This window comes from Mesorhizobium sp. M0217 (assembly GCF_040321955.1).
GTDB lineage: Bacteria > Pseudomonadota > Alphaproteobacteria > Rhizobiales > Rhizobiaceae > Mesorhizobium.
Genome location: NZ_JAMYSN010000007.1, coordinates 120,663 through 142,567, shown reverse-complemented (window position 1 = coordinate 142,567; position 21,905 = coordinate 120,663). Strand labels below are relative to the sequence as shown.

Below are 21,905 nucleotides of genomic sequence, written 5' to 3'. Positions count from 1 at the left end.
ACACCAAGGCATGGGTAGCGCCGGCAGCAATCCTGTCGCGCCGTTCGCTTTTTTGACAATCAGACGGTAATGACTTCGTCACACCGTGGATGACTTCGTCACACCGTGATTACTTTGGTCAGATGGTCGCCTAGCCGGCAGGCAAGCGCTGTGATCGTCGTCGTTGGATTGCATTCGCCAGAGGTGCAGAATACCGAGGAACCACCGACATAGAGATTATCCATGCCGTGCACCTTGCAGTTGGCGTCGACCACGCTCTTGACGACATCGGTGCCCATGCGCGTGCCGCCCATGTGGTGGTGGCCGGCCAGTTCCTCATCCGTCGGGTAGTCCTCGCCATTGGTCAGCCAGTCCATGATGCGGACGCGGCCGAGGTCCTTCTCGATCAGCGTCGTTCCGAACAACTTGAGCCCCTCGAGGATGGTGCGGCGCTCCAACGGCGACTTCTTCCAGTGCAGCTCGATGCGCGGCACGCCGGCACGGTCGACATCGGTCTTCGACAATTCGATATGGTTCGAGGCCAGCGGCGCCTGTTCCCAGGCGACGTAGAGCTGGGCGGCGCAGCGCAGGTTCTGGCTGAGCTGGTAGGCGACCCATTCGGCGGCCTCGGGCGCGGTGCAGGCGAGGTCGGCAATCAGGCTCTTGACGCCGGCATAGGGCGTCTCGATCAGGCGTATGCCGAAATTCATGATCTGCAGCCGCTCCATGGCGGCGAGCGTCGGCGAGAAGAACGCCTCGTTGACGGCATCAACCTCGAACTCCCTGTAATCGGCCAGGATGGCATTGCCGCCCTCGAAGGTCGGGTGCTCCATCCAGTAGCGGCCAAGTGCCGTGGCGTTCGGCACCACGCCGCCATTCGAGCGCTGGTTCGACCATAGAAGCAGCCGCGAATTCTCCAGCCCGCCGGCGCAGACGATGAAATAATCGGCGCTGAAGGCGCCGGCATCCTTGCCGTTCGACCACAGCCTGGCGCCGGTCACTCGTTTGCCGTCCCCGGCAAGTTCGGTGGCATAGGTGTTGAGCACGAGCGCTATGTTCTTGCTCTTGTCGAGCTCGTCGGAGAATTTCTCGCCAAAGTGCACGGCCGGGCTCTTGATCAGCTGCACCCAGCGTATGTCGTCTGAAATCGGCACATCGGGCTTGAAGTCGGGAAGCTCGAGTATGTCGTGCAGCTCGGACAGATAGGGCTCGATGTCGGTCCGGGCGATTGGCCAGCCGGTGTCCGGCGCCCATGCCTTGGGCTCAAAGTCCTGCTTGTCGAGCACGCGGCACCAGCCGGCCCAGTGGTTCGACGACCCGCCCATGAAGCGCAGCCGGGTGATGTCGAGATCGAAATATTGATCGCCGACCGTGGAGCCGCGGTAGAAATCCTGCGACTCGTCGCTGAATTCGCGTGCGCCGGCCTCCAGCACCACGACCGGAATGCCGGCGGCGCCGAGCTTTCTGGCAATGGTGGTGCCGGCCGGCCCGGAGCCGAGAATGCAGACCTTGGGCTTGAAATCCGAGGCTCGAAACGCCTCATAGCTGTCGAAGATCATGCCAGGTCGCTCCGCTTCAGGATCCAGCCATTGACCACGACGATCTCGTCGGGATCGGACGGGGGGCGGTCGCTGTCAGGCTGCTTGCGAAAAAGCTGTAGCGCCGGCATCGCAATCAGCGCCTGCACGATGGTGCGGCGCGATATTTTCCTGATGAAGAAACTCATGACACGTCTCTGGATGGGGGCTTCGATCCACGCATGGCGTTCCCTGAACGGCACACGTACCGGCCAGACATGCCATTCCCGTGCCAAGCCTTGCCTATAAACGAGTTACAACCCGGTAAACGGCGCAGTTGCGTGGAAACAATGTTGGCGATCCGTTAACAGCCCCACCACCAACACCTCAGGCAGCTTCGGAAATATCCCGGTCTAGGATCGACAAATTGCGGCCGCGGTGCTTGGCCTCGTAGAGCCGGCGGTCGGCGGCGCGCATCAGGTCCGAGACATCGGCATCTTGCGCACAGGTGATGCCGCCGATCGAGACGGTCAGCGGCACCGTGCGCTCGTCGACCGGACGAAAGCGGACCAGCTCGACTTCACGGCGGATGCGCTCGGCCACGCGCCGGGCTTCGGCTTCCGTAGCGCCGACCAGGAAGGCGCCGAACTCCTCACCGCCAATGCGGCCGAGCACGTCGCCGCTGCGGACGCCGCGCTCGATGGCGCTGGCGATCAACACCAGTGCGTCATCGCCGGTCAGATGGCCGAAACTGTCGTTGATCGCCTTGAAATGATCGGCGTCGATGATCAGCAGCGCGCCGCGATCGGATTTGCGCCGCGAGCCGTCCAACGCGGCAAAGAAGCTCTCGCGGTTGAGCATGCCGGTCATGTCGTCGCGGCTCGCCTTCGCCGACAGGCGCCGATGCGCGGCGGCGAGCTGGGCATGCGCGCGGGCGAGATCGCGATGCGCGTTTTTCAGTCGGTCGCTCTGCCAGAAGGTGCTGGCGCAGGCGATCCAGGCGAGCGCCAGCGGGCACACCGTCGATGTCAGCCAGACAGTGCGGTCGACCGGAAAACCCATGGCGGGAACGATGATCAGCGTCAGCAAAAGCGAGATGGCTACCGAGCCGAATGCGACCGCGGCGGACTTTAAGACTATGCGACTCATCGCTGGCTCCCACTGAACCGTCTCTGTGCCAGCAAGCCCTGAAGGCCACCTTTCCGTGATGGCTAAAATTTGAATGGTGAGCCCATTTTTTACAACTCTAGATGCACATAGGTTGTGGATAGCTCTACATCAGAAAGGGGTTCGAACGGCAGATATTTCATGCCATAAGGACGCCATGACCACGCTGCCCGATCCCGCCCGCTTCGCCCATGTCACCGACTGGGTGTTCGACCTCGACAACACGCTTTATCCGCACCATTCGAATCTGTTTTCGCAGATCGACGTCAAGATGACGGCCTATGTCGGAGAACTGCTCACGCTGCCGCGCGAGGAAGCGCGCAAGCTGCAGAAGGAACTCTATCTCGAATATGGCACGACGCTGAACGGGCTGATGACGCGCCACGGCATCGACCCCGACGATTTTCTCGAAAAGGTGCACGACATCGACTATTCGTGGCTGGTGCCGGATCCGGTGCTGGGCACCGCCATCCGCCAGCTGCCCGGCCGCAAGTTCATCTTCACCAATGGCGACCGCAGGCACGCCGAGCGCACCGCGCGCCAGCTCGGCATACTCGACCATTTCGACGACATTTTCGATATCGTCGCCGCCGGGCTGACGCCGAAGCCGTCGCGGCAGACCTATGAGAAGTTTGCCGAACTGCACGCCGTCACCGGACACAATGCGGTGATGTTCGAGGATCTCGCCCGCAACCTGGAGGTGCCGAAATCACTGGGCATGACCACGGTGCTGGTGGTGCCGCGCAATTTCGAGCCGACCTTTGCCGAGATCTGGGAACGCGATCCGGCCAATGAGGACGACGTCGATTTCGTCACCGACGATCTCGCGACGTTTCTGACGGGGATAGTGGAGGGGGTAGAGGAATTGAGGAGCTGAAGAATTGAAGAACTGGTGAAAGGGAGACCGATCCGGACCTCCTTTTCCTCAATTCTTCAGTTCTTCAATTCCCGGTTCCCCTACTCCCCCAACTTGTAGAAGCGGCTGATGATCCCCCAGGCCTCGTCGGCGGTGTCGACAAAGTCGATGATATCCTGGTCGCCGGGCGTGATGGTGCCTTGTTCGGCCAGGAAATCGAGGTCGATCGCGCGCTGCCAGAACGCCTTGCCGAACAGGATCACCGGCACGCGCTCCATGCGGCCGGTCTGGATCAGCGTCAGCGTCTCGAAGAATTCGTCCATGGTGCCGAAGCCGCCCGGAAACACCGCGACGGCCTTGGCGCGCATGACGAAATGCATCTTGCGGATGGCGAAATAGTGGAAGTTGAAGCACAGCTCCGGGGTCACATAGGCGTTCGGCGCCTGCTCGTGCGGCAGGACGATGTTGAGGCCGATCGACGGCGCGCCGACATCGTCGGCGCCGCGATTTCCCGCCTCCATGACGCCTGGACCGCCGCCGGTGACGACGACGAATTCGCGGTAGTAGGACGTGGCCGATTGCTGTGAGCAGAGGCGGGCGAATTTGCGCGCCTCCTCGTAATATTTGCTGTTTTCCTCGAGGTTTTTCTTCTGCGTCTCGTTCTTGGCGGCCCAGGCCTCGCCGCCGGGCTCGGGAATACGCGCGCCGCCGAACAGGATGACCGTCGAGCGGATGCCGCGCTCGGCCAGGATCATTTCGGGCTTCAAGAGCTCAAGCTGCAAGCGCACAGCGCGCAATTCCCGGCGCGTCATGAAGTCGGGATCGTTCCAGGCCAGCCGGTAGGTTTCGGCGCGCGTCTGCGGCGTGTCGGGAACGCTTTTCGAGCGCTCCAGATCCTCGTCCGAATGCGGCAGCGGCGTCCATCCCGCCTTTTCCATAGGAGTCATATGCTTTCTACCCGTCCCAACAGTTCACTTGCGCCGTCCCATGGCGCACGCGCGATTGACCCCCAATACGCCTTAACATAGGGTCCGCGCGACTTTCAAAACAAGGTTAAGGCCGACGGCCTTAACAGCGTGGTAACGGAGCGAATTCATGTCGAAGCCTGATCTGGCCAGCCTCGAAAAGACGATCGAGAAGGCCTTCGAGGAGCGCGACACGATTTCGACCGCGACCCGGGGCGAAACGCGCGACGCCATCCAGTCCTCACTCGACCTGCTCGACCGTGGCACCGTGCGCGTTGCCGAGCGCCAGGCCGATGGCAAATGGCATGTCAACCAATGGCTGAAGAAGGCGGTGCTGCTCTCGTTCCGGCTCTATCCGATGGAGATCATCAAGGGCGGCCCCGGCCAGGCGGTCTGGTGGGACAAGGTGGCGTCGAAGTTCGATGGCTGGAGCGCGGTCGATTTCGAGAAGGCAGGCTTCCGCGCCGTGCCGTCTTCGATCGTGCGCCGCTCGGCCTATGTCGCGCCGGGCGCGGTGCTGATGCCGTCCTTCGTTAATGTCGGCGCCTATGTCGATAGCGGCACCATGGTCGACACCTGGGCCTCGGTCGGCTCCTGCGCCCAGATCGGCAAGAATGTGCACCTCTCGGGCGGCGTAGGCATCGGCGGGGTGCTGGAGCCGATGCAGGCCGGCCCGACCATCATCGAGGACAATTGCTTCATCGGCGCGCGCTCCGAAGTGGTCGAGGGCTGCATCGTGCGCGAAGGCTCGGTGCTCGGAATGGGTGTGTTCATCGGCCAGTCGACCAAGATCGTCGACCGCGCCACCGGCGAAGTGTTTTATGGCGAGGTGCCGCCGAATTCGGTCGTCGTCGCCGGCTCGATGCCGGGCAAGGCCTTTCCGAACAACGAGCCGGGCCCTGGCCTCTACTGCGCCGTCATCGTCAAGCGCGTCGATGCCAAGACCCGGTCGAAAACCTCGATCAACGAACTGCTGCGTGATTGATCCTGTCCGAGCAACCAGAGCGCTCCAGATTGCCCAACACACCACCACTTCCCTGGCTTTTCTTCAGCCTCTCAGGGCGCGTCAGCCCAAGTGCCTACGTGCTCGCCGGGCTGCTGCTGGTGCTTGCACAGTTTTTCCCGCTCTACCAGTTGTCGAGACTGGAACCCGGCACCGCAACCAGCCAGAACTGGGCACTTGTGTTCTGGGTCGTTTTGCTCATCTCGACATGGTCGAGCTTTGCGGTAACCGCAAAGCGGTTTCATGATTTCGGCAAGCCGACTTATTACGCGTTGATCTCTCTTGTCATCGGCCCCATTCTTCTCATCGTTCTAGCGTGTTTCCGGGGTGACCCCGGTCCGAACCGCTACGGCAAACGCAGCAACGCGCCGGCTGAACCATGAGCGCCGACCGGATATCTCGCCATGCGCTACCGCACGCTTGATCCGAAACTGATCATCGACACCGCCGAGCGGCTGGAAGAGCGCGTCGCCGAGCGTTTTCCCGATGCCGGCCTGCGCGGCGTCGCCGCCGAACTGGTGTCGCTGTCGCGCGACCTGGCCAAGGCGGCGCAGGCGCTGGAAGCGCCGATCTGGTGGCTGCGCGGCGCCATCGTCGCCGCTGTTGCCGCCGGCGCGCTGACCTTCCTATTCGTCGGCACCATCCTGCCGCTCATCCATATCTCGCAGGCCGACGATGCGGTGCAGTCGGTGCAAGGCATCGAAGCCACGATCAACATGATGATCCTTGCCGTGCTCGGCCTGCTGGCGCTGATCCGCACCGAGGAGCGCATCAAGCGCAAGCGGGTGTTTCGCCAGCTGCATGGGTTGAGATCGCTGATCCATGTCATCGACATGCACCAGCTGACCAAGGATCCGGCAGCATTGTCCGCCAATTTCAGGCCGACCGCGCATTCGCCGGCTCGCATCACCAATGCCGCCGACCTGGCGCGCTACCTCGACTATTGCTCGGAAATGCTGTCGATCACCGGCAAGATCGCGGCGCTGTTTGCGCAGTCCGTCAATGACGATGTGGTCATCGACGGCGTCAACGACGTCGAGAACCTGGCGTCCAACCTGTCGCGCAAGATCTGGCAGAAGATCACGCTGATCGAGAACCACCCGGCGGCGCAGCCCGTGCCGGCGCCAGGCCCGGCGAGCAAAGCGCCGGCTCCGAGGCGCGCACCAAAGCTGTGACGCGGCGGGCCCACGCGCCTGTTTTCGGGCTATGCGGGCCAAGGCCCGAGGCTCGCGGCAAGTAGACTATCCAGTGACGGCTTCCGGCGTCAGCCCGGGTGAGCCGCGCGTTTCCCGCTCGGCCTGCCGCACCAGCGCGGTGACCCGCTTCAGCAGAGGCGCCGGCGTGCCGGCCTTTTCGGCGAGGCTCAGGACGGCCCCCTGCAGGTCACCGATCTCGGTCGGCCGACCGCGCTGGAGGTCGTCCCACATCGACGAGCGCGCCTGCGGGTCGATGGCGAGCATGCGGCGGGCGACCAGCCGGAACAGCCAGTCCGGCAGCCGGAGCAGCTTCGGCAGCAGGCCGGGACGCAAGCCGCCGATCCGCGCCGGCGCGATATGTAACGCCTTCATCGCCGCCAAGGCCTCGTCGATCTGACCGGCCAGGATCCGCCGCCAGCGGCGGTCGGCAAGTTCGCTCGCCAGCGGCAGGCCGGACAAGGCGACAAGCGCGTTGTTGAGGTTGATCAGCAGCTTGCCCCACTGAACGGCTTTCATGTCGGGATGGGTTTCCACGCCAAGCCCTTCGACATCGAGAAGGCCGGCAAGGCCGGTCACGCCATCTTCGATCATGACCTTGCCGTTGCTGGCGCGATGCACGTGAAGCGGCAAATTGCCTATGGCCGACTGGACGACATTGAACGGCACCATGCCGGCGAGCACAGTCCGTCCACCGAGCCCGGCGCGTAACCGGTCGGCATTGCCGACGCCGTTCTGGAGGCTGACCACCACGACTTCGCCGCGCGCATGTCCGGCAACAAGCGACGCCATCTCCTCGGTAGCGCCGTTCTTGACCGTCACCAGCACCACGTCGGCACTGGCCAGGGCAGCGGCGGGATCGGTGGTGACGGACTCCGGCCGGATGGATCGGTCGCGATTATCGAGATCGGTGATGCGCAGGCCGCCGTCCAGCAAGACCGTCGCGATGCTTGGCCGCGCCAAAAACACCACCTTGCGTCCGGCCAGCGCCAGGCAGCCGCCGACATAGCAGCCTATGCTGCCGGCGCCGGCAATGACGATGGTCTTTTCGGCGTTGGCCATGCGATTATCTCGTGTTGGCCTGCACTATACGACAGGAAAACCATAATGTCGGCGGCAGGACCGGTCATCATCTCTGGCCGTGACAGGCCTTTCGCTTTCGACTATCGCTTTGCCCATGAAACTGCCGACCGATCCCGCCGCCAACCTCGCGACCCTCATACGCTGCGCCTCCGTAACGCCCGCCGAGGGCGGCGCGCTGGCTGCCCTGGAAGGCATGCTGAAGCCGCTCGGCTTTTCCGTCGAACGCCCGGTGTTTTCCGAAGACGGCACCCCCGACATCGAGAACCTCTACGCGCGTCGCTCCGGCAATGGGCCGCATCTGATGTTTGCCGGCCATACCGACGTGGTGCCGGCGGGCGACGAGGCGTCGTGGACGCATCCGCCCTTCGCCGCCGAGATCGCCAAGGGCGAGATGTATGGCCGCGGCGCCGTCGACATGAAGGGCGGCATCGCCTGTTTCATCGCCGCCGTGGCGCGCCATGTCGAGAAAAAGGGTGGTCCGAAAGGCTCGGTCTCGCTGCTGATTACCGGCGACGAGGAGGGGCCGGCGATCAACGGGACGACAAAACTGCTCGACTGGGCGGCGGCCAGGGGCGAGAGATGGGACGCCGCGATCGTTGGCGAGCCGACCAATCCGGACACGCTCGGCGACATGATCAAGATCGGCCGGCGTGGCTCGATGTCGGGCAGTGTCACGGTCAACGGCCGCCAGGGCCATGTCGCCTATCCATTGCTCGCCGACAATCCGGTGCGCGGCCTGATCAGCCTGGTCGACGCCTTGCTGTCGCCCGTCTTCGACAAGGGCACGAAGGATTTTCAGCCGACCAATCTGGAAGTGACCTCGATCGATGTCGGCAACCCGGCGACCAATGTTATTCCGGCCAAGGCGACAGCCACCTTCAACATCCGCTTCAACGACACATGGACTGCCGAGACGGTGCAGGCCGAGATCCATAACCGCCTCGACCAGGCGGCGAAGCGCAAGAAATACCGGACCGGCAAGACGCCGGTCGACTACGAGCTGATCTGGCGCGACCGGCCGAGCCATGTCTTCCTGACGCGCGACGACAAGCTGATCGAGACGCTGCGCGGGTCGATCAAGGCGACAGTCGGCAAGGAGCCGGCGCTGTCCACCTCGGGCGGAACCTCGGATGCGCGTTTCATCAAGGACTATTGCCCGGTGGTCGAGTTCGGCCTCGTCGGCAAGACCATGCACATGGTCGACGAGCGCGTCGCACTGGCCGACCTCGAGACGCTGACCCAAATCTACCAGCGCTTCATCGATGACTGGTTCGAGCAGGGCTGATCATGCTTTCGGTTGACGAGACCTCTTCATCGCTTAACGGCGCCTGGCGGCTGATGCTCGGAAAGGCCGACGGCTTGCGGCTGCTCGACCTTTCGGCGGACGGCTTCTGGAATTCCTTCTTCGCCATCGTCGTCGCCGCGCCGGCGATGATCGTCGGCTGGGTCGGCACGGCCAACGAGATCGGCGATCCCAATGCGTTCGCCGGCCGGCTGGGCATGTTGATTCGCCTGGCGACCGTCGACCTCGGCTCGTGGCTGCTGCCCCTGGTTGTGCTTGCCCTGGTCGCATCGCGCGCCGGCATCGGCGACCGCTTCGTCCACTATGTCGTCGCCAGCAACTGGGCGTCGGCGATCACTGCCTGGATGCTGCTGCCTTCAGCGCTGATCAGGCTTTTCCTGCCGTCTGGCAACCCGGTTGCCGAATTGGTGTGGCTGGTTCTGGTGGTGCTTTCGCTGGTACTCTCCTGGCGGATGACCAACGCCGCGATCGGCAAGGGCGCGGCTGTCGGCAGCGCCGTGTTCGCAGGCATGTTGGTGGTGTCTCTGGCCGTGTTGTTCGGCCTGGTGGCGCTGCTCGGCATCACTGTGCCGACCGCCGCTCCGGCCTAGAACTTTTCCGGATAGTCTACACCGACGAGAAAAAGCCCGTCGGGCGGCGCCACCTGGCCGCAGGCGGCGCGGTCTTGTGCAGCGAGCGCGGCCTTGAGGTCGGCGGCGGTCCAGCCGCCGTCGCCGACGCGTTTCAGCGAACCGACCATGGAGCGCACCTGGTTGTGCAGGAAAGAGCGCGCCGAGGCCCTGACTTCGATCAGGTCGCCCTGGCGGCTTACATCGAGCCGCTCCAGCGTCCGCACCGGACTATTGGCCTGGCATTGCGTCGAGCGGAAGGTGGTAAAGTCATGTCGGCCGAGCAGGACTTTCGCCGCTTCGTGCATGGCGTCCGCATCGAGCCGCTTCGGCACCCACCAGACCTTGCCCTTTTCCATCGCTGCAGGCGCGCGCCGGTTGAGGATGCGGTAGAGATAGTGCCGTCCGGTGGCCGAGAAACGGGCGTCGAACTCATTGGGGACAACCGTGGCCTGCAGGATGGCGATGCGCGCGCCTGCCGCCTGCAGGTGCGCGTTGACGGCGTCGCGCACCTTGTCGTTTGGCCATGCCTTGGCGAGGTCGACATGCGCCACCTGGGCGGTCGCATGCACGCCGGCGTCGGTGCGGCCGGCGGCGCGTATCCGCACCGCCTCACCGCAAAATTTCTCGATCGCCTGCTCTATCGCCTGCTGCACCGAAGGCTGATCCGCCTGGTGTTGCCAGCCGGCGAAGAGGCTGCCGTCATATTCGATATCGAGACGAAAACGCGGCATACACCCTTCGTTCAGGCGGCGAGTGCGGTAAAGGCCTGGGCGTAGACCAGTTTGCCTTTTTCGGGTGCGTCACCCCAGGCCAGCGCCTGCAGCGCTTCGCCCTGATATTCGCTCTCGAACTTTTCGGCGCGCGCATGGCTGTAGCCGAAGCGGCCGTAATAGGCCGGATCGCCCAACACAACGGCGAGCGTCTCGCCGCCATCCCTGAGGCGGATATGCGCCTCGCGGATCAGCGCACCGCCAATGCCCGAGCCGTGGAACGAAGGTTCCACCGCCAACGGCGCCAGCGCCACGGCTGCAAACTGCTTGCCGCCGTTCTGGACGAACAGCCTGGAAAACAGGATGTGGCCGACCACCTGGCCGTCTTCTTCCGCCACCAGTTCGACAACGGCGTCGCCGCCGGTGACCAGAGCGTCGACCAGCCCGGCCTCCGCCTGCTGGCCGAATGCGTGTTCCTCGACCAGGCGTATGGCCTCGCGGTCCCGCGGCGTCGCGCCGCGTATCGACATCATGCTCATGAGAACTTCATTCCTTTTTCGATCTTGGCCCCGCGCAGAAACTCCTGCGCGGCAGCGGGCTTTCCGCCCGCCCGTTGAACTTCGACCAGCCTGACCGCGCCCGACCCGCAGGCGACCGTCAGCCGGTCATCGAGAATTCCTCCCGACTCGCCCATGCTTTCAGAAAGCGTGCCTTCCAAAAGCGTCGAGCGAAGCAGTTTCAGCCGTTCCGTGCGGCCGCCGATGTCGGCCTCGCACCAGGCGCCGGGGAATGGCGACAGGCCGCGAATGTGATTGTGGACCTCCGCAGCCGGGCGCGTCCAGTCCACACGTGTCTCCGACTTATCGATTTTCCTGGCGTAGGTCACCCCGTCAGCCGCCTGCAAAGTCGATGCCAGGGTATTTGTCTCCAATCGGGACAGCGCTTCCACCATCAGCGTGGCAGCAATATTCATCAAGCGGTCGTGCAGATCGCCGGCCGTCATATCGGGCTCTATGGCGCATTTTTCAACCAGTGCCACCGGACCGGTGTCCAGGCCCTCTTCCATGCGCATCACCATCATGCCGGTCTCGACGTCGCCGGCCATAATGGCGCGCTGGATGGGAGCTGCACCACGCCAACGCGGCAAAAGCGAGGCGTGGCCGTTAAGGCAGCCGAGGCGCGGAGCCTCCAGAATAGCCTTCGGCAACAGCAAACCATACGCGACGACGACCGCGACATCGGCACGCAACGCCTGGAAAGCAGCTTGCTCGGCCTCGCCCTTCAGCGACAGCGGCGTGCGCACTTCGATGCCCAGCCGCTCAGCCTCGCGCTGCACCGGGGACGGTGTCAGCTCCAGCCCGCGGCGGCCCGCGGCGCGCGGCGGCTGGGTGTAGACGGCTGCTATCTCGTGCCCGGCCTCGGCAATCGCGCGCAGCACCGGCACCGAAAACTCCGGCGTGCCCATGAAGATGACGCGAAGCGGCATTTTTCGTCCAGTATCCTGTTCTGCGCGCGGCAGTCCGCTCAAGCGTCTGCTTCAAACGGGTTTACGATCTTGAGGTCAAGCTCTTCGAAGTCCTTAATATTGCGCGTCGCCAGCATAGCGTCGTGCGACAGGCAGATGGCAGCGATCATGGCATCGGAAAGGCTGATCGGCCGGCCGATAGTTTCCCGCATTGCCCGGAGCTTGCCCGCCAGACGGGGAATGGGACCGGCAAATTCGACGACACGTCCCGAAAACTGCTTCGAAACCAGGTGGTCAAGTGCACGGACGTGGCGGTCCGAGCCGGTCTTGTTGAGAAACCTTTCGGCTCCAAAGGACTGCTCCATGACAACAGGACCGCAGAGATAGAGGTCGAGCAGGTCCTGTCTGCGAAACCACTTAGCGACGTTTGGATCGGGCGCGGGCCGGCTCGCTTCCGAGACGACATTGGTATCGAGGATTATCACTCGAAATTCTCAATGGTGCGGCCAAAGTCGCGTTTCCGTTCCGCTTCGATCTCATCCATCATCTGCGCAAATTCGTCGCTGATTGCATTTTCCGAGGCGAAGGCAGCGCGAATCGCATCCCAAGCCGTGAGTCCAGGCTCGGCCTTGTCTTCTTTTTCCGCAACCATGCCTTTTCGCAATAAATCGATCGCCTTGATCGAGAGGCTTTGGCCGCCCTTGCGTGCCGCATGCTCGATTTCACGCTTCAACGGCTCGGGAATATCTCTGATCAACATATCGCCCATCTGAGTCTCCAGTCTGATATCAATGATATCACGCAAGGAAGCGTCTCTCAATAGGGGCGGGTCGAGACGGGATTTTGTGCGAGTCGCCGAAAGCAGGGCCTATCCCACCAGCTTGCCCGGCGCCTTGTCCTTGGCGAGCTTCTTGAACTTCTTGACCACCATGTCGCGCTTCAGCTTCGAGATGTGGTCGATGAACAGCACACCGTTGAGATGGTCGATCTCGTGCTGCAGGCAAGTCGCCATCAGGCCTTCGGCCTCGATCTCCTGCAGCTTGCCGTCGCGGTCGAGATATTTCACGCGCACCGAGGCGGGACGCTCGACCTCGGCGTAATAGTCCGGGATCGACAGGCAGCCTTCCTCGTAGACCGAGCGGGCGTCGGCGCTTTCGAGGATTTCGGGATTGATGAAGACATGCGGCGCCGGCGGCTCGTCTTCCTTGGCGAGGTCGATGACCAGCATGCGCAGCGGCTCGCCGATCTGGATTGCGGCCAAGCCGATGCCCGGCGCATCATACATCGTCGCCAGCATGTCGTCGGCCAGTTTGCGCAAAGGCGCGTCGACGCGTTCGACTGGTTTGGAAACCTGGCGCAGGATGGGATCGGGAAGGATGATGAGCGGCTTGATCGACATGGCGCCTCACCTAAAACGTCGCAGGAGAAGCGTCAACCGGTGCGAATCGGTCTCGTTCACGTTTTGATCTGTGCCAGGTCTGCGAATCGGCTATGCTGGCGGGATGAACGACCTGAGCACCATCCTTTCCGAACCCGTTGCCCGGCTTGGCGCCACGACGATCACGCTCGGCCATGCACTGGCCCTCGGCGCGCTGGTGTTTCTCGGCCTGTTCCTGGCGCTTGTCGTGGCGCTGTGGCGATCGGCCAAGGCGCGCACCATCGCCGCGGCGGAAGCCGCCGACCACGCCCGCGACGCCGAGGCGCGGATGGCCGGCATTTTGCAAAGCCAGGCCGAGATGCAGGGCCGCATGGGCGCCATCGCCGACGTGTTCGGCGCAAGGCAGGCCGAACTCAACCAGTCGATCGGCCAGCGCCTCGACGCCATGACCGGCAGGCTCGGTCAAACCATGACCGAACAGACCAAATCGACGCATGAGAGCCTCGCCAAACTGCAGGAACGGCTGGCGGTCATCGACACCGCGCAAGGCAACATTCAGTCGCTGGCCGGCCAGGTCGTGCAATTGCAGGCGATCCTGTCCAACAAGCAGACGCGCGGCGCCTTCGGCCAGTCGCGCATGGAGGCGATCGTCGCCGACGGCCTTCCGATGGGCGCCTACGAGTTCCAGGCAACGCTGTCAAACGGCAGCCGTCCCGACTGCCTGGTCAGGATGCCGAACGGTGCGCCGCAGCTTGCCATCGACGCCAAGTTTCCGCTGGAAGCCTGGAACGCCATCCGCGCCGCCGATGGCGCCGAACAACAGAAGATCGCGGCCCAGGCTTTCCGCCGCGACATCGAAATTCACGTCCGCGATATCTCGGTAAAATACCTGATCCAGGGCGAGACGCAGGACACCGCCTTCATGTTCGTGCCGTCGGAATCGGTGTTCGCCGAAATCCACGAGAATTTCGACGCCGTGGTCCAGAAGGCGCACCGGGCGCGTGTCATCATCGTCTCGCCGTCGCTTTTGATGCTGTCGATCCAGGTCATCCAGGCCATCCTCAAGGACGCCCGCATGCGCGAACAGGCTCATCTGATCCAGGGCGAGGTGATCCGGCTGATGGAAGACGTCGCGCGCGTCGACGAACGCGTGCGCCGGTTGCAGACGCATTTTGGCCAGTCGGCCAAGGATATCGACGAGATACTGGTGTCGACGTCGAAGGTGACCAAGCGCGGCCAAAAGATCGAAGCGCTGGAGTTTGGCGAAAGCGAAGCCGAAGTGCGCGGTGGCGGACCCGCCAAGGCCGAAGCCGGGGTGCGGGTGGCGGATTCCAAGACGGGGCAGCTCAGGCTACGTGTCGTCGAAGGCGACGATTAAAGCGCGTCGCGCTGAACGGATTCATACGACGCGCTTTAAAAGTCTTTGTTTTGATGCATGTCGTTGTCCCAGAACCGCGGCACACTTCTGGGCGCCATGCATTAGACCGTAGCCACGATCACGTGAGCCTGGATCTTGGCCGCAACCTCGCCGCTGCCGTGTCTGGCTGCAATCACGGACGCGGCGTGATCGGTTGCGGCTTCCAGTTTTCCTCTAGCCTCGATTTCGTTGCGAAGCGGAGTTCCCTGGCAATAGGCAACCGCCGGAAGGCGCGGCGAGGAGGCACGGCTTTGTTCGGCCCTCGTGTCGATCACCACACGGGAGAAACCTGCGGCTTCCAACTCGCCGCGGATCAATGCAGTGTCATTGTAGCCGTGCGGCGTGCGGGCGAGAAAGCGGGGCGGATCGTTCGGAAAAATCTCCGCAAGAGCATTCGTCACATCATTGGCGAATACATTGTCTTCGATGCGATCCCACACGTTGAACAGGAAATGGCCGCCGGTCTTCAGGACCCGCTTTGCTTCGCGATAGCCGGCGGCTCGGTCGGGAAAGAACATCGCGCCGAACTGACAGCAAACGAGATCGAAAGCCGCATCTTCGAACGGCAGCGCCAGAGCATCCGCCTGACGCCAATGTATACGACTGTCGGGAGCTTGTCGCGAGGCCGCGTAGTCGAGCATAGGCTGGTTGAGGTCGGTCACGACATAGCTTACGCCGGGAGACAGTTTTGGAGCCAATGCGCGGGTGACAACGCCGGTGCCGGCGGCGACTTCCAGGACGGCGCCGGGCGACAAGGACGCTGCCCGTCGTGCCAAATCCGCGGCGAACGGCTCGAAGATCAGCGGCACCATGTAGCGGTCGTAGTTTTCCGGAATCGAGCCGGCAAACACTTTGTCCGTTTCCGACATTGCTATCCCCCGCCATCCGTTTGATGGCTAGCCTAGCACATTATTGGCTGGTTTGGGCCGCGTTTAACCGGGAGGCAGGTGCTACTGCGCCTCTACGATGCTTACGCCCTCGAAATCCGGAAGCCAGTGCAGGGCCGATCGGTGCCATTTCTGTTGGGTCGGAACGAGATCCTCGCGTTGCCGCGCGGTCCCCGCCCTGATCCCATAGACCTTCGGCCCGTCGCCAACCGACGTTGCGTAAAGATGGGAACCGCAGTCGCCGCAGAACGCCTGGGCACGCTTGGCGCCGCTCGATCCCGTCTTGATATAAACCTTCGGTGTGCCCTTTGTGATCCTATAATGATCCTCAGGCGCGGGAACAGTGACACGAAAGGCGGTACCGGTCAGTTGCTGGCAGTCGGTGCAATGACAGATAGAGGTCTTTTCCGGGTCGACGTCTGCTTCATAAGTTATGGCGCCGCAATGGCACCCACCATCGATTTTCATCGTTGATTCTCCGAAATCCGTCGGGTGATCTTAGCGGGACCAGGCGATGGCGCCAACGGTGGACTGCTGGTCCAGAACTAGTCCGACGCCGCCTCGACCTGCTTGCGCCGGTGCTCCCAGGTTCCGGTCGTCTGCGGCTTGACGAACAGTCTGGTGATCTCCGGCATTTCTTTTTTCAAGAGCGCCTCGATGCGCTCGACACAGGCTTCGATCTCAGGCGCCGTCAGATGGTCCTCGAATTCGATGCTCAGCCCAGCGACGATCTGTTGCGGGCCGAGATGGACGGTGAGAACGCCGTTGGCCCGCTGCACTGCCGGATCCTGCTGGGCGATGGCCAGCACCTTGGCCTGCACTTCCGGCGAGGCCGGCTCACCGATGAGCAATCCCTTGCTTTCGCGCGCCAGAAAGATGGCGGTGGCGCCGAGGATCATCGCGATGCCGATCGAGGCGACGCCGTCGAGCTCGGGCATGTCGAGGAGTTCGGCCGCCAATATGCCGGCGAAGGCGACGAACAGACCGAGCAGGGCGGCGCTGTCCTCGAACAGGATCGTGTAGACGCTCGGATCCTTGCTCGATTGCACGGCCTGCAGCCAGCCTTGGTTGCCCTTCTGCTGGCGGAACTCCTTCAGCGCCACGTACCAGGAGCTGCCCTCGAACAGCATTGAGAGGCCCAGCACAATGTAGTTGATTTTGGGATTGGCGACCGGCTGAGGCGCCATGATGTGGACGACGCCTTCATAGAAGGACACGCCAGCGCCGAGCGCAAAGACGAGCAGGGCGACAATGAAGCTCCAGAAATACAGCTCGCGGCCATGGCCGAGCGGGTGCGTGCGGTCCGGCGGACGGGCGGCGCGGTGCATGCCGTAGAGCAGCAGCCCGCCATTGCCGGTATCCACCAGCGAGTGCACGCCTTCCGACAGCATCGCCGAGCTGCCGGTGAAGAAGGCGGCGACGAATTTGGTCATAGCAATAGCTAAATTACCGGCGAGCGCCGCGTAGATGACCGTCTTCGACCCGCCATGCGCTGCCATGCTGTCCCTCCAAGGCGCCCAATGTAACGGCCTGCCGCCGAGCTCCACAGGCATCACAACGCACGAATCGCCTGGTCGTTCAGGTTGAAGGCCAGCTTGCGGAAAGACGCCCCTATTCGATGATCTCGTCCGTCCACACCTTGAAACCAGCCAGCGTGCCCGGTCCGAAGATGTGGGTCAGCGGCACGTCGGCGGCGTCGCGACCCGACGCGATCAGGATGCGGCCGATGCGTGGCGAATTGTTGCGCGGGTCAAAGACATGCCAGCGGCCACCGAGATAGACCTCCATCCAGGCTGCGAAATCCATGCTCGCCCAAGGTTTGGGCAGGCCGATGTCGCTGATGTAGCCGGTGCAGTAGCGGGTCGGGATGTTTAGCGCACGGCAGAAGGTGACGGCGAGGTGGGCAAAGTCACGGCAGACGCCGCTTTGCTCGCGATAGGCTTCGGCCGCGGTGCGCGTCGGTCGGGCATTGCCGTAGCTGAAGACGATGTGGTTGTGGACGAAATCACAGACCGCCTGGACGCGGGCAATACCGAGCGGCGTATGCCCGAACAGCCGCCAGGCTTCGCTGGCCAGCAGATCGCTCTCGCAAAAGCGGCTGGGCAACAGGAACAGCAATGTGTCCGACGGCAGGTCGCGAACCTCATGCTGCCAGGCCATCAGGTCGCCCATCTCGAAGGTACCGGGGTCGCGGATTACCGAATCGGTGCCGAAGGTGAAGCGCCCGGGCGGGGCGACGAAACGGTTGCACCAATTGCCGAAACTGTCGCGGTAGCTCTGGATCGGCACCGGCGGGCTGGAGGTCAGGAAATCCGGGCGCTCGAGATCGGAGGCCCTGGAGTAGTGGACGTTGAGCATCGCGATGAGCGGCGTTTCCTGCGGAAAATCGAAACTCATCTCGCTGCCGATGCGGATTCGCATTGTCGTCCTGACCGCACTGCCTGATCATCGCCGGGCGAAGGCATGGCCGATGCTGCAGTGCGAAGGCAACCATGGCACGGACCGGAATGGTTTACGAGCAAATTAGAAACCGGTTGAAAGCGGCCCGACGGCGCCGGCGACAGACGCCCGCCCCCTTGCAGTCCGGCGTTTCTCTTGTTTCACTTGGCCTCCCAGCAACTGGAGGAGCGAATCATGGCTAAAGGTGCGATGAAGGCGGGCAAGGAAGCTCGGAAGCCGAAAAAAGACGCCAAGAAGCCCGCAGCGGCTCCGGCACTCAAGGCGCCGCCCGTCAAGGCGATGAGGCTCAAGGAAAAGTAAGCCCGCCTCGGAAGATCTTGGACGGTTGAAATCCGGACAACCGTTTCGGCGCAGATTTTGACACCGGCGGCATGAACGATGCGGCCGGTGTTTTTGTTGATCGCACCGGCGCAGCCGCTTATACCGAAGCGGCGAGGACGACCTCGCGCCTTTCTCAAAAGTCCGGCCGGGACGCCCCGCCATCCTCATGGAAGGAGTGCATCCCGATGTCGTGGATTTTTCTGTTCTTCGCTGGTCTGTTCGAAATCGGCTGGGCGATCGGCCTCAAATACACTGACGGCTTCTCGAAGCCGCTGCCGACGGTGCTCACTGTCGCCTCGATGATCATCAGCCTCGGGTTGCTCGGCCTGGCGCTCAAGACGCTGCCTGTCGGGACGGCCTATGCGGTGTGGACCGGCATCGGCACGGTCGGCACGGCGCTGCTTGGCATCTGGCTGCTGGGCGAGCCGGCGACGGCCATCCGGCTCGCCTGCATTGCGCTCATCGTCTGCGGCATTATGGGGCTGAAGCTCGCCGCCTGAGCAAAGCAACCAAGGAAATCGACGCACAAACACATTCAGGGCCGCTGGAAGGCGACCCTGATGTCCGATCGTTTCGATCGAAGCGTTAGCGGGCGGAGAAGCCCGGAGGCGTCCTGCCGGTACGCTGCTTGCGGGCCGCATAGCGTGCGTCGCGCTTGGCCTTGCGTTCGGCTTCGTCGGCCAGCAAACGGGCAATGCGCTCGTTTTCTTCGGCTTCCTTGATCTTCGCTTCAGCCTGCGCTGCCTCTTCGGCCGCAATACGCGCCGCTTCGGCTGCTGCCTCGCGCTCGGCCTTCTCGACCGCCTCGCGTGCCAGCTTTTCCTGCTTCAGCCTGGCCTTTTCGGCCTCGCGTATCTCGCGAGCCTCAAGAATCGCCTTGCGTTCGGCTTGTTTGGCCAGAACCGCAGGATCATCAGCCGCCGGCTTTGACTTGAAGCGCTCCAGAAGCGCCTTCTTTGCCTCGTTCGCGGCATTGCGCCGCTCGAAAATGTCTTTTTCCCTGTAGATAGCCAAGTCCACTTCCCTGAAGTCAATTCGCGACGCTTACATACGCGCGAAAACCGAGAGTTCAAGCGCCAAAACGGTATGCCAGCCATGAAAGTTTATGCTGTTGCAGCCGGGAGACGCGTTTTCCCTGAAACAAAGCCGGCCGAAACCGACATGCACTGTTCACCATCCGCCCCTCTGGCGGCCGGGGCGGCTCGCCGCTACCTCTAGCGGCAAATCAGAACATTTGGATGACATGCCATGGAACTCGGTCTCTACACTTTCGCCGACGTCAGCCCGGAGCCCGGCCCCGGCGCGATCGGCCCGCATCAGCGACTGCGCAATCTGATCGAGGAGGTCGAGCTGGCCGACCAGGTCGGCCTCGACGTCTTTGGTCTGGGCGAACATCACCGCCCCGACTATGCCGCGTCCGCGCCGGTGGTGGCGCTGGCCGCTGCCGCCGAACGCACCAAGCGCATCAAGCTGACCAGCGCGGTCACCGTGCTGTCCTCCGACGATCCGGTGCGCGTCTTCCAGCAGTTCGCAACGCTCGACCTTTTGTCGGACGGCCGGGCCGAGATCATGGCCGGGCGCGGCTCGTTCATCGAATCCTTCCCGCTGTTCGGCTACAATCTCGAGGACTATGACGAGCTGTTCGCCGAAAAGCTCGATTTGCTGCTGGCCATCCGCGATAATGTAAATGTCACCTGGTCCGGCAATCTGCGCGCGCCCATCAACGACCGCGGCGTCTATCCGCGGCCGCTGCAGGACAAATTGCCGATCTGGATCGCAATAGGTGGAACGCCGCAATCTGCGGCGCGCGCGGGCGTGCTCGGCCTGCCGCTGGCGCTGGCCATCATCGGCGGTGAGCCGGCGCGGTTTGCACCGCTGTTCGACATTTATCGCGATGCCGCCAGGCGGGCCGGTACCGACCCCTCGGGCCTTGCCACCAGCATCAATGTGCACGGCTTCATCGCCGGGACCACTGAACAGGCGGCCGACGATTTCTACGGCCCGCAGGCCGAAGTGATGAACCGCATCGGCCGCGAGCGCGGCTGGGGCCCGACCTCGCGGGCGCATTTCGATCAGTCGCGTGGTCCGAACGGCGCGCTGTTCGTCGGTAATCCGGAGCAGGTGGCGGAAAAGATCGTCGCCCAGCACAAGATCTTCAACAATGACCGCTTCCTGCTGCAGATGGCGATCGGCGCCATGCCGCACGCCAAGATCATGAAGGCGATCGAACTGTACGGCACCAAGGTGGCGCCGATCGTGCGCAAGGAGACCGCCAAGCCCGGCGTCGCCGTCGCAGCGCCAGCCGCCTGAGCGACGGGCGGCCCGGATTGAGGGCCTTGCCGGCTAACGGAACCTTGGGCTTGCAGAGGCGTTTCCGTCAGGGGAATGCACCAATTGCGGTGCGCCGCTGAGGGAAAATCATGAAAGCCGAACCCGCCGCTTTGGGTGCTGGCCTTGCCGAAACCGAAGAGGCGAGAGTTGTGGCGCGTGCCGACACGCATCTGATGCGTTCGCTGCTCATCGGGATCTTCCTGTTCATGGCCATCTACGCGCTGTATTTCGCGCGTGCTTTCTTCATGCCGGTCATCCTCGCCTTCCTGCTGACGCTGACGCTGACACCAATCGTGCGCTTCCTGCGCAAGCGCGGCATTCCGGAAGTGGCTTCGGCGACAATGTTGGTCGTGCTGTCGATCTGCGTCTTCGGCGTTGCCGGCTATCTGCTCAGCGGCCCGGTCATCGACCTTCTCAACAACACCTCGTCGATCGGCCAACAACTTACCGAACGGCTGGCGCAATTACGGCGTCCGCTCGAGAGGATCATGCAGATCTCGCATCAGATCGAACAGATGACGGAGACCTCGCAGGAGCCGGGCATCCAGAAGGTGGCGATGGCACAGTCCGGCGTCCTGTCGGCCGCCGCCAGCAACGTCCTGTCGGCGGGGACAAGCCTGACCATCATCTTCGTGCTGTCGCTGTTCCTGCTGGCGTCAGGCACGATGTTCTATGAGAAGATCATCCAGTCCTTCGCCAGCCTCAGTGAGAAGAAGCGGGCCTTGCGCGTCGTCTATGACGTCGAGCGCGAAATCTCGCATTATCTGCTCACCGTCACCGTCATCAATGCCGGTCTCGGCGCGGTTATCGGCCTTGGCCTGTGGGCGCTCGGCATGCCCAACCCGCTCGTCTGGGGAACGATGGCGGCGCTGCTCAACTTCCTGCCCTATGTCGGCGCGCTGATCACCATCGTGCTGGTCAGCGTCATTGCGATGATCAGCTTCGACTCGATCACCTACGCCCTTTTGGCGCCGGGCTTCGTGCTTTTGTGCGACATCGTCGAAGGCCAGTTCGTTACGCCGATGGTTGTCGGCCGACGCCTCGAGATCAACGCCGTGGCGATCTTCATCGCCATCGCCTTCTGGTCCTGGCTTTGGGGCTTTGTCGGCGCGCTGATGGCGGTGCCGCTGTTGGTCGTCGTCAAAGTGTTCTGCGATCATTTCGATGGCCTCAGCCATGTCGGCAATTTTCTCGCCGCACAGCAGACGGCCGTGGTGGAGGAAGAAGCGGCCGAAGAGAACGGAAAGGCAGCGGCATAA

General features: G+C 63.0%; 27 protein-coding genes. 11 read left to right on the top strand and 16 right to left on the bottom strand.

Going from position 1 to position 21,905, the window contains the following annotated elements; all coding sequences use genetic code 11:
- Positions 1-98: 98 nt before the first annotated feature.
- The 3 genes from NKJ18_RS14440 to NKJ18_RS14430 form a co-directional block, all read right to left on the bottom strand.
- Entirely contained in the window at positions 99-1,538 is a 1,440-nt protein-coding gene (locus NKJ18_RS14440; protein ID WP_352758490.1) for a GMC oxidoreductase, read from the bottom strand.
- Positions 1,535-1,705, bottom strand: a complete 171-nt coding sequence (locus NKJ18_RS14435; protein WP_023687468.1) for a hypothetical protein — start codon at positions 1,703-1,705, stop codon at positions 1,535-1,537. Before NKJ18_RS14435 ends, NKJ18_RS14440 begins: the two co-directional genes overlap by 4 nt.
- Before the next feature lie 178 nt (positions 1,706-1,883).
- Complete coding sequence (locus tag NKJ18_RS14430; protein WP_023681345.1) at positions 1,884-2,645, bottom strand: GGDEF domain-containing protein; 762 nt, start codon at positions 2,643-2,645, stop codon at positions 1,884-1,886.
- 175 nt (positions 2,646-2,820) lie between these two features.
- On the opposite strand from NKJ18_RS14430, the gene NKJ18_RS14425 reads away from it, so the two are divergent.
- Positions 2,821-3,540, top strand: a complete 720-nt coding sequence (locus NKJ18_RS14425) for a pyrimidine 5'-nucleotidase (protein ID WP_023687469.1) — start codon at positions 2,821-2,823, stop codon at positions 3,538-3,540.
- 80 nt (positions 3,541-3,620) lie between these two features.
- On the opposite strand, the gene NKJ18_RS14420 is transcribed toward NKJ18_RS14425, so the two are convergent.
- Positions 3,621-4,466 (bottom strand): LOG family protein, encoded by an 846-nt coding sequence (locus tag NKJ18_RS14420; protein ID WP_023681343.1) that lies wholly within the window; start codon positions 4,464-4,466, stop codon positions 3,621-3,623.
- 148 nt (positions 4,467-4,614) lie between these two features.
- Between NKJ18_RS14420 and dapD the strand changes: the two genes are divergently transcribed.
- Genes dapD through NKJ18_RS14405 form a run of 3 tightly spaced genes read left to right on the top strand, consistent with a single transcriptional unit; the run spans position 4,615 to position 6,662 of the window.
- Complete coding sequence (dapD, locus tag NKJ18_RS14415; protein ID WP_023673222.1) at positions 4,615-5,469, top strand: 2,3,4,5-tetrahydropyridine-2,6-dicarboxylate N-succinyltransferase; 855 nt, start codon at positions 4,615-4,617, stop codon at positions 5,467-5,469.
- Positions 5,466-5,870, top strand: coding sequence for a DUF805 domain-containing protein (locus NKJ18_RS14410; RefSeq protein WP_084013651.1), 405 nt, complete (start codon positions 5,466-5,468; stop codon positions 5,868-5,870). Before dapD ends, NKJ18_RS14410 begins: the two co-directional genes overlap by 4 nt.
- Before the next feature lie 21 nt (positions 5,871-5,891).
- Positions 5,892-6,662: a hypothetical protein gene (locus NKJ18_RS14405; protein WP_023703796.1), complete on the top strand. Its 771-nt coding sequence runs from the start codon at positions 5,892-5,894 to the stop codon at positions 6,660-6,662.
- 66 nt (positions 6,663-6,728) lie between these two features.
- Here the strand turns inward: NKJ18_RS14405 and NKJ18_RS14400 are convergent, their stop codons facing one another.
- Positions 6,729-7,742, bottom strand: a complete 1,014-nt coding sequence (locus NKJ18_RS14400; RefSeq protein ID WP_023703797.1) for a 2-dehydropantoate 2-reductase — start codon at positions 7,740-7,742, stop codon at positions 6,729-6,731.
- 115 nt (positions 7,743-7,857) lie between these two features.
- Here NKJ18_RS14400 and dapE point away from each other — a divergent pair, with 115 nt between their 5' ends.
- Complete coding sequence (gene dapE / locus NKJ18_RS14395) at positions 7,858-9,048, top strand: succinyl-diaminopimelate desuccinylase (protein WP_023673218.1); 1,191 nt, start codon at positions 7,858-7,860, stop codon at positions 9,046-9,048.
- A 2-nt stretch (positions 9,049-9,050) separates the two neighbouring features.
- Positions 9,051-9,656, top strand: a complete 606-nt coding sequence (locus NKJ18_RS14390) for a hypothetical protein (RefSeq protein ID WP_023673217.1) — start codon at positions 9,051-9,053, stop codon at positions 9,654-9,656.
- On the opposite strand, the gene truA is transcribed toward NKJ18_RS14390, so the two are convergent.
- The 6 genes from truA to def form a co-directional block, all read right to left on the bottom strand.
- Positions 9,653-10,408 carry a tRNA pseudouridine(38-40) synthase TruA gene (gene truA, locus NKJ18_RS14385; protein ID WP_023681338.1) on the bottom strand — a complete coding sequence of 252 codons (756 nt, stop codon included), beginning with the start codon at positions 10,406-10,408 and terminating at the stop codon, positions 9,653-9,655. The genes NKJ18_RS14390 and truA overlap by 4 nt on opposite strands.
- An 11-nt stretch (positions 10,409-10,419) precedes the next feature.
- Positions 10,420-10,926 carry a GNAT family N-acetyltransferase gene (locus NKJ18_RS14380; protein WP_023673215.1) on the bottom strand — a complete coding sequence of 169 codons (507 nt, stop codon included), beginning with the start codon at positions 10,924-10,926 and terminating at the stop codon, positions 10,420-10,422.
- Positions 10,923-11,873, bottom strand: a complete 951-nt coding sequence (gene fmt / locus NKJ18_RS14375; RefSeq protein WP_352745401.1) for a methionyl-tRNA formyltransferase — start codon at positions 11,871-11,873, stop codon at positions 10,923-10,925. Before fmt ends, NKJ18_RS14380 begins: the two co-directional genes overlap by 4 nt.
- Before the next feature lie 38 nt (positions 11,874-11,911).
- Complete coding sequence (locus NKJ18_RS14370; protein ID WP_023732763.1) at positions 11,912-12,337, bottom strand: type II toxin-antitoxin system VapC family toxin; 426 nt, start codon at positions 12,335-12,337, stop codon at positions 11,912-11,914.
- Complete coding sequence (locus tag NKJ18_RS14365; protein WP_352758489.1) at positions 12,334-12,621, bottom strand: plasmid stabilization protein; 288 nt, start codon at positions 12,619-12,621, stop codon at positions 12,334-12,336. Before NKJ18_RS14365 ends, NKJ18_RS14370 begins: the two co-directional genes overlap by 4 nt.
- A gap of 99 nt (positions 12,622-12,720) precedes the next feature.
- The gene (def, locus tag NKJ18_RS14360) at positions 12,721-13,251 is read right to left on the bottom strand and encodes a peptide deformylase (protein WP_023673213.1); all 531 of its coding nucleotides are present in this window, start codon (positions 13,249-13,251) and stop codon (positions 12,721-12,723) included.
- 103 nt (positions 13,252-13,354) lie between these two features.
- Between def and NKJ18_RS14355 the strand changes: the two genes are divergently transcribed.
- Positions 13,355-14,608, top strand: coding sequence for a DNA recombination protein RmuC (locus NKJ18_RS14355; protein WP_352758487.1), 1,254 nt, complete (start codon positions 13,355-13,357; stop codon positions 14,606-14,608).
- Positions 14,609-14,709: 101 nt separating this feature from the next.
- Here the strand turns inward: NKJ18_RS14355 and NKJ18_RS14350 are convergent, their stop codons facing one another.
- The 4 genes from NKJ18_RS14350 to NKJ18_RS14335 form a co-directional block, all read right to left on the bottom strand.
- Entirely contained in the window at positions 14,710-15,516 is an 807-nt protein-coding gene (locus tag NKJ18_RS14350; RefSeq protein ID WP_352758486.1) for a class I SAM-dependent methyltransferase, read from the bottom strand.
- An 81-nt stretch (positions 15,517-15,597) separates the two neighbouring features.
- The gene (locus tag NKJ18_RS14345; protein WP_023692994.1) at positions 15,598-16,002 is read right to left on the bottom strand and encodes a GFA family protein; all 405 of its coding nucleotides are present in this window, start codon (positions 16,000-16,002) and stop codon (positions 15,598-15,600) included.
- A 77-nt stretch (positions 16,003-16,079) separates the two neighbouring features.
- Entirely contained in the window at positions 16,080-17,033 is a 954-nt protein-coding gene (locus tag NKJ18_RS14340; RefSeq protein WP_023696044.1) for a cation diffusion facilitator family transporter, read from the bottom strand.
- A 112-nt stretch (positions 17,034-17,145) separates the two neighbouring features.
- Positions 17,146-17,955 carry a transglutaminase-like domain-containing protein gene (locus NKJ18_RS14335; protein ID WP_023673208.1) on the bottom strand — a complete coding sequence of 270 codons (810 nt, stop codon included), beginning with the start codon at positions 17,953-17,955 and terminating at the stop codon, positions 17,146-17,148.
- A gap of 213 nt (positions 17,956-18,168) precedes the next feature.
- Between NKJ18_RS14335 and NKJ18_RS14330 the strand changes: the two genes are divergently transcribed.
- On the top strand, positions 18,169-18,294 hold the full coding sequence (locus tag NKJ18_RS14330; RefSeq protein ID WP_006200611.1) for a hypothetical protein: 126 nt from the start codon (positions 18,169-18,171) through the stop codon (positions 18,292-18,294).
- Between the two features lie 206 nt (positions 18,295-18,500).
- On the top strand, positions 18,501-18,815 hold the full coding sequence (sugE, locus tag NKJ18_RS14325) for a quaternary ammonium compound efflux SMR transporter SugE (protein WP_023681326.1): 315 nt from the start codon (positions 18,501-18,503) through the stop codon (positions 18,813-18,815).
- 85 nt (positions 18,816-18,900) lie between these two features.
- Here sugE and NKJ18_RS14320 read toward each other — a convergent pair whose 3' ends face one another.
- Positions 18,901-19,329 (bottom strand): DUF6481 family protein, encoded by a 429-nt coding sequence (locus NKJ18_RS14320; RefSeq protein ID WP_023673205.1) that lies wholly within the window; start codon positions 19,327-19,329, stop codon positions 18,901-18,903.
- Positions 19,330-19,563: 234 nt separating this feature from the next.
- Here NKJ18_RS14320 and NKJ18_RS14315 point away from each other — a divergent pair, with 234 nt between their 5' ends.
- On the top strand, positions 19,564-20,625 hold the full coding sequence (locus tag NKJ18_RS14315) for an LLM class flavin-dependent oxidoreductase (protein ID WP_023673204.1): 1,062 nt from the start codon (positions 19,564-19,566) through the stop codon (positions 20,623-20,625).
- Between the two features lie 110 nt (positions 20,626-20,735).
- Positions 20,736-21,905, top strand: coding sequence for an AI-2E family transporter (locus NKJ18_RS14310; RefSeq protein WP_352758484.1), 1,170 nt, complete (start codon positions 20,736-20,738; stop codon positions 21,903-21,905).

Bases quoted from the DNA above. Each gene is read 5' to 3' on its own strand.
- NKJ18_RS14440 (WP_352758490.1), bottom strand. From the start codon at position 1,538: ATGATCTTCGACAGCTATGAGGCGTTTCGAGCCTCGGATTTCAAGCCC.
- NKJ18_RS14435 (WP_023687468.1), bottom strand. From the start codon at position 1,705: ATGAGTTTCTTCATCAGGAAAATATCGCGCCGCACCATCGTGCAGGCG.
- NKJ18_RS14430 (WP_023681345.1), bottom strand. From the start codon at position 2,645: ATGAGTCGCATAGTCTTAAAGTCCGCCGCGGTCGCATTCGGCTCGGTA.
- NKJ18_RS14425 (WP_023687469.1), top strand. From the start codon at position 2,821: ATGACCACGCTGCCCGATCCCGCCCGCTTCGCCCATGTCACCGACTGG.
- NKJ18_RS14420 (WP_023681343.1), bottom strand. From the start codon at position 4,466: ATGACTCCTATGGAAAAGGCGGGATGGACGCCGCTGCCGCATTCGGAC.
- dapD (WP_023673222.1), top strand. From the start codon at position 4,615: ATGTCGAAGCCTGATCTGGCCAGCCTCGAAAAGACGATCGAGAAGGCC.
- NKJ18_RS14405 (WP_023703796.1), top strand. From the start codon at position 5,892: ATGCGCTACCGCACGCTTGATCCGAAACTGATCATCGACACCGCCGAG.
- NKJ18_RS14400 (WP_023703797.1), bottom strand. From the start codon at position 7,742: ATGGCCAACGCCGAAAAGACCATCGTCATTGCCGGCGCCGGCAGCATA.
- dapE (WP_023673218.1), top strand. From the start codon at position 7,858: ATGAAACTGCCGACCGATCCCGCCGCCAACCTCGCGACCCTCATACGC.
- NKJ18_RS14390 (WP_023673217.1), top strand. From the start codon at position 9,051: ATGCTTTCGGTTGACGAGACCTCTTCATCGCTTAACGGCGCCTGGCGG.
- truA (WP_023681338.1), bottom strand. From the start codon at position 10,408: ATGCCGCGTTTTCGTCTCGATATCGAATATGACGGCAGCCTCTTCGCC.
- NKJ18_RS14380 (WP_023673215.1), bottom strand. From the start codon at position 10,926: ATGAGCATGATGTCGATACGCGGCGCGACGCCGCGGGACCGCGAGGCC.
- fmt (WP_352745401.1), bottom strand. From the start codon at position 11,873: ATGCCGCTTCGCGTCATCTTCATGGGCACGCCGGAGTTTTCGGTGCCG.
- NKJ18_RS14365 (WP_352758489.1), bottom strand. From the start codon at position 12,621: ATGGGCGATATGTTGATCAGAGATATTCCCGAGCCGTTGAAGCGTGAA.
- def (WP_023673213.1), bottom strand. From the start codon at position 13,251: ATGTCGATCAAGCCGCTCATCATCCTTCCCGATCCCATCCTGCGCCAG.
- NKJ18_RS14355 (WP_352758487.1), top strand. From the start codon at position 13,355: ATGAACGACCTGAGCACCATCCTTTCCGAACCCGTTGCCCGGCTTGGC.
- NKJ18_RS14350 (WP_352758486.1), bottom strand. From the start codon at position 15,516: ATGTCGGAAACGGACAAAGTGTTTGCCGGCTCGATTCCGGAAAACTAC.
- NKJ18_RS14345 (WP_023692994.1), bottom strand. From the start codon at position 16,002: ATGAAAATCGATGGTGGGTGCCATTGCGGCGCCATAACTTATGAAGCA.
- NKJ18_RS14340 (WP_023696044.1), bottom strand. From the start codon at position 17,033: ATGGCAGCGCATGGCGGGTCGAAGACGGTCATCTACGCGGCGCTCGCC.
- NKJ18_RS14335 (WP_023673208.1), bottom strand. From the start codon at position 17,955: ATGCGAATCCGCATCGGCAGCGAGATGAGTTTCGATTTTCCGCAGGAA.
- NKJ18_RS14330 (WP_006200611.1), top strand. From the start codon at position 18,169: ATGGCTAAAGGTGCGATGAAGGCGGGCAAGGAAGCTCGGAAGCCGAAA.
- sugE (WP_023681326.1), top strand. From the start codon at position 18,501: ATGTCGTGGATTTTTCTGTTCTTCGCTGGTCTGTTCGAAATCGGCTGG.
- NKJ18_RS14315 (WP_023673204.1), top strand. From the start codon at position 19,564: ATGGAACTCGGTCTCTACACTTTCGCCGACGTCAGCCCGGAGCCCGGC.
- NKJ18_RS14310 (WP_352758484.1), top strand. From the start codon at position 20,736: ATGAAAGCCGAACCCGCCGCTTTGGGTGCTGGCCTTGCCGAAACCGAA.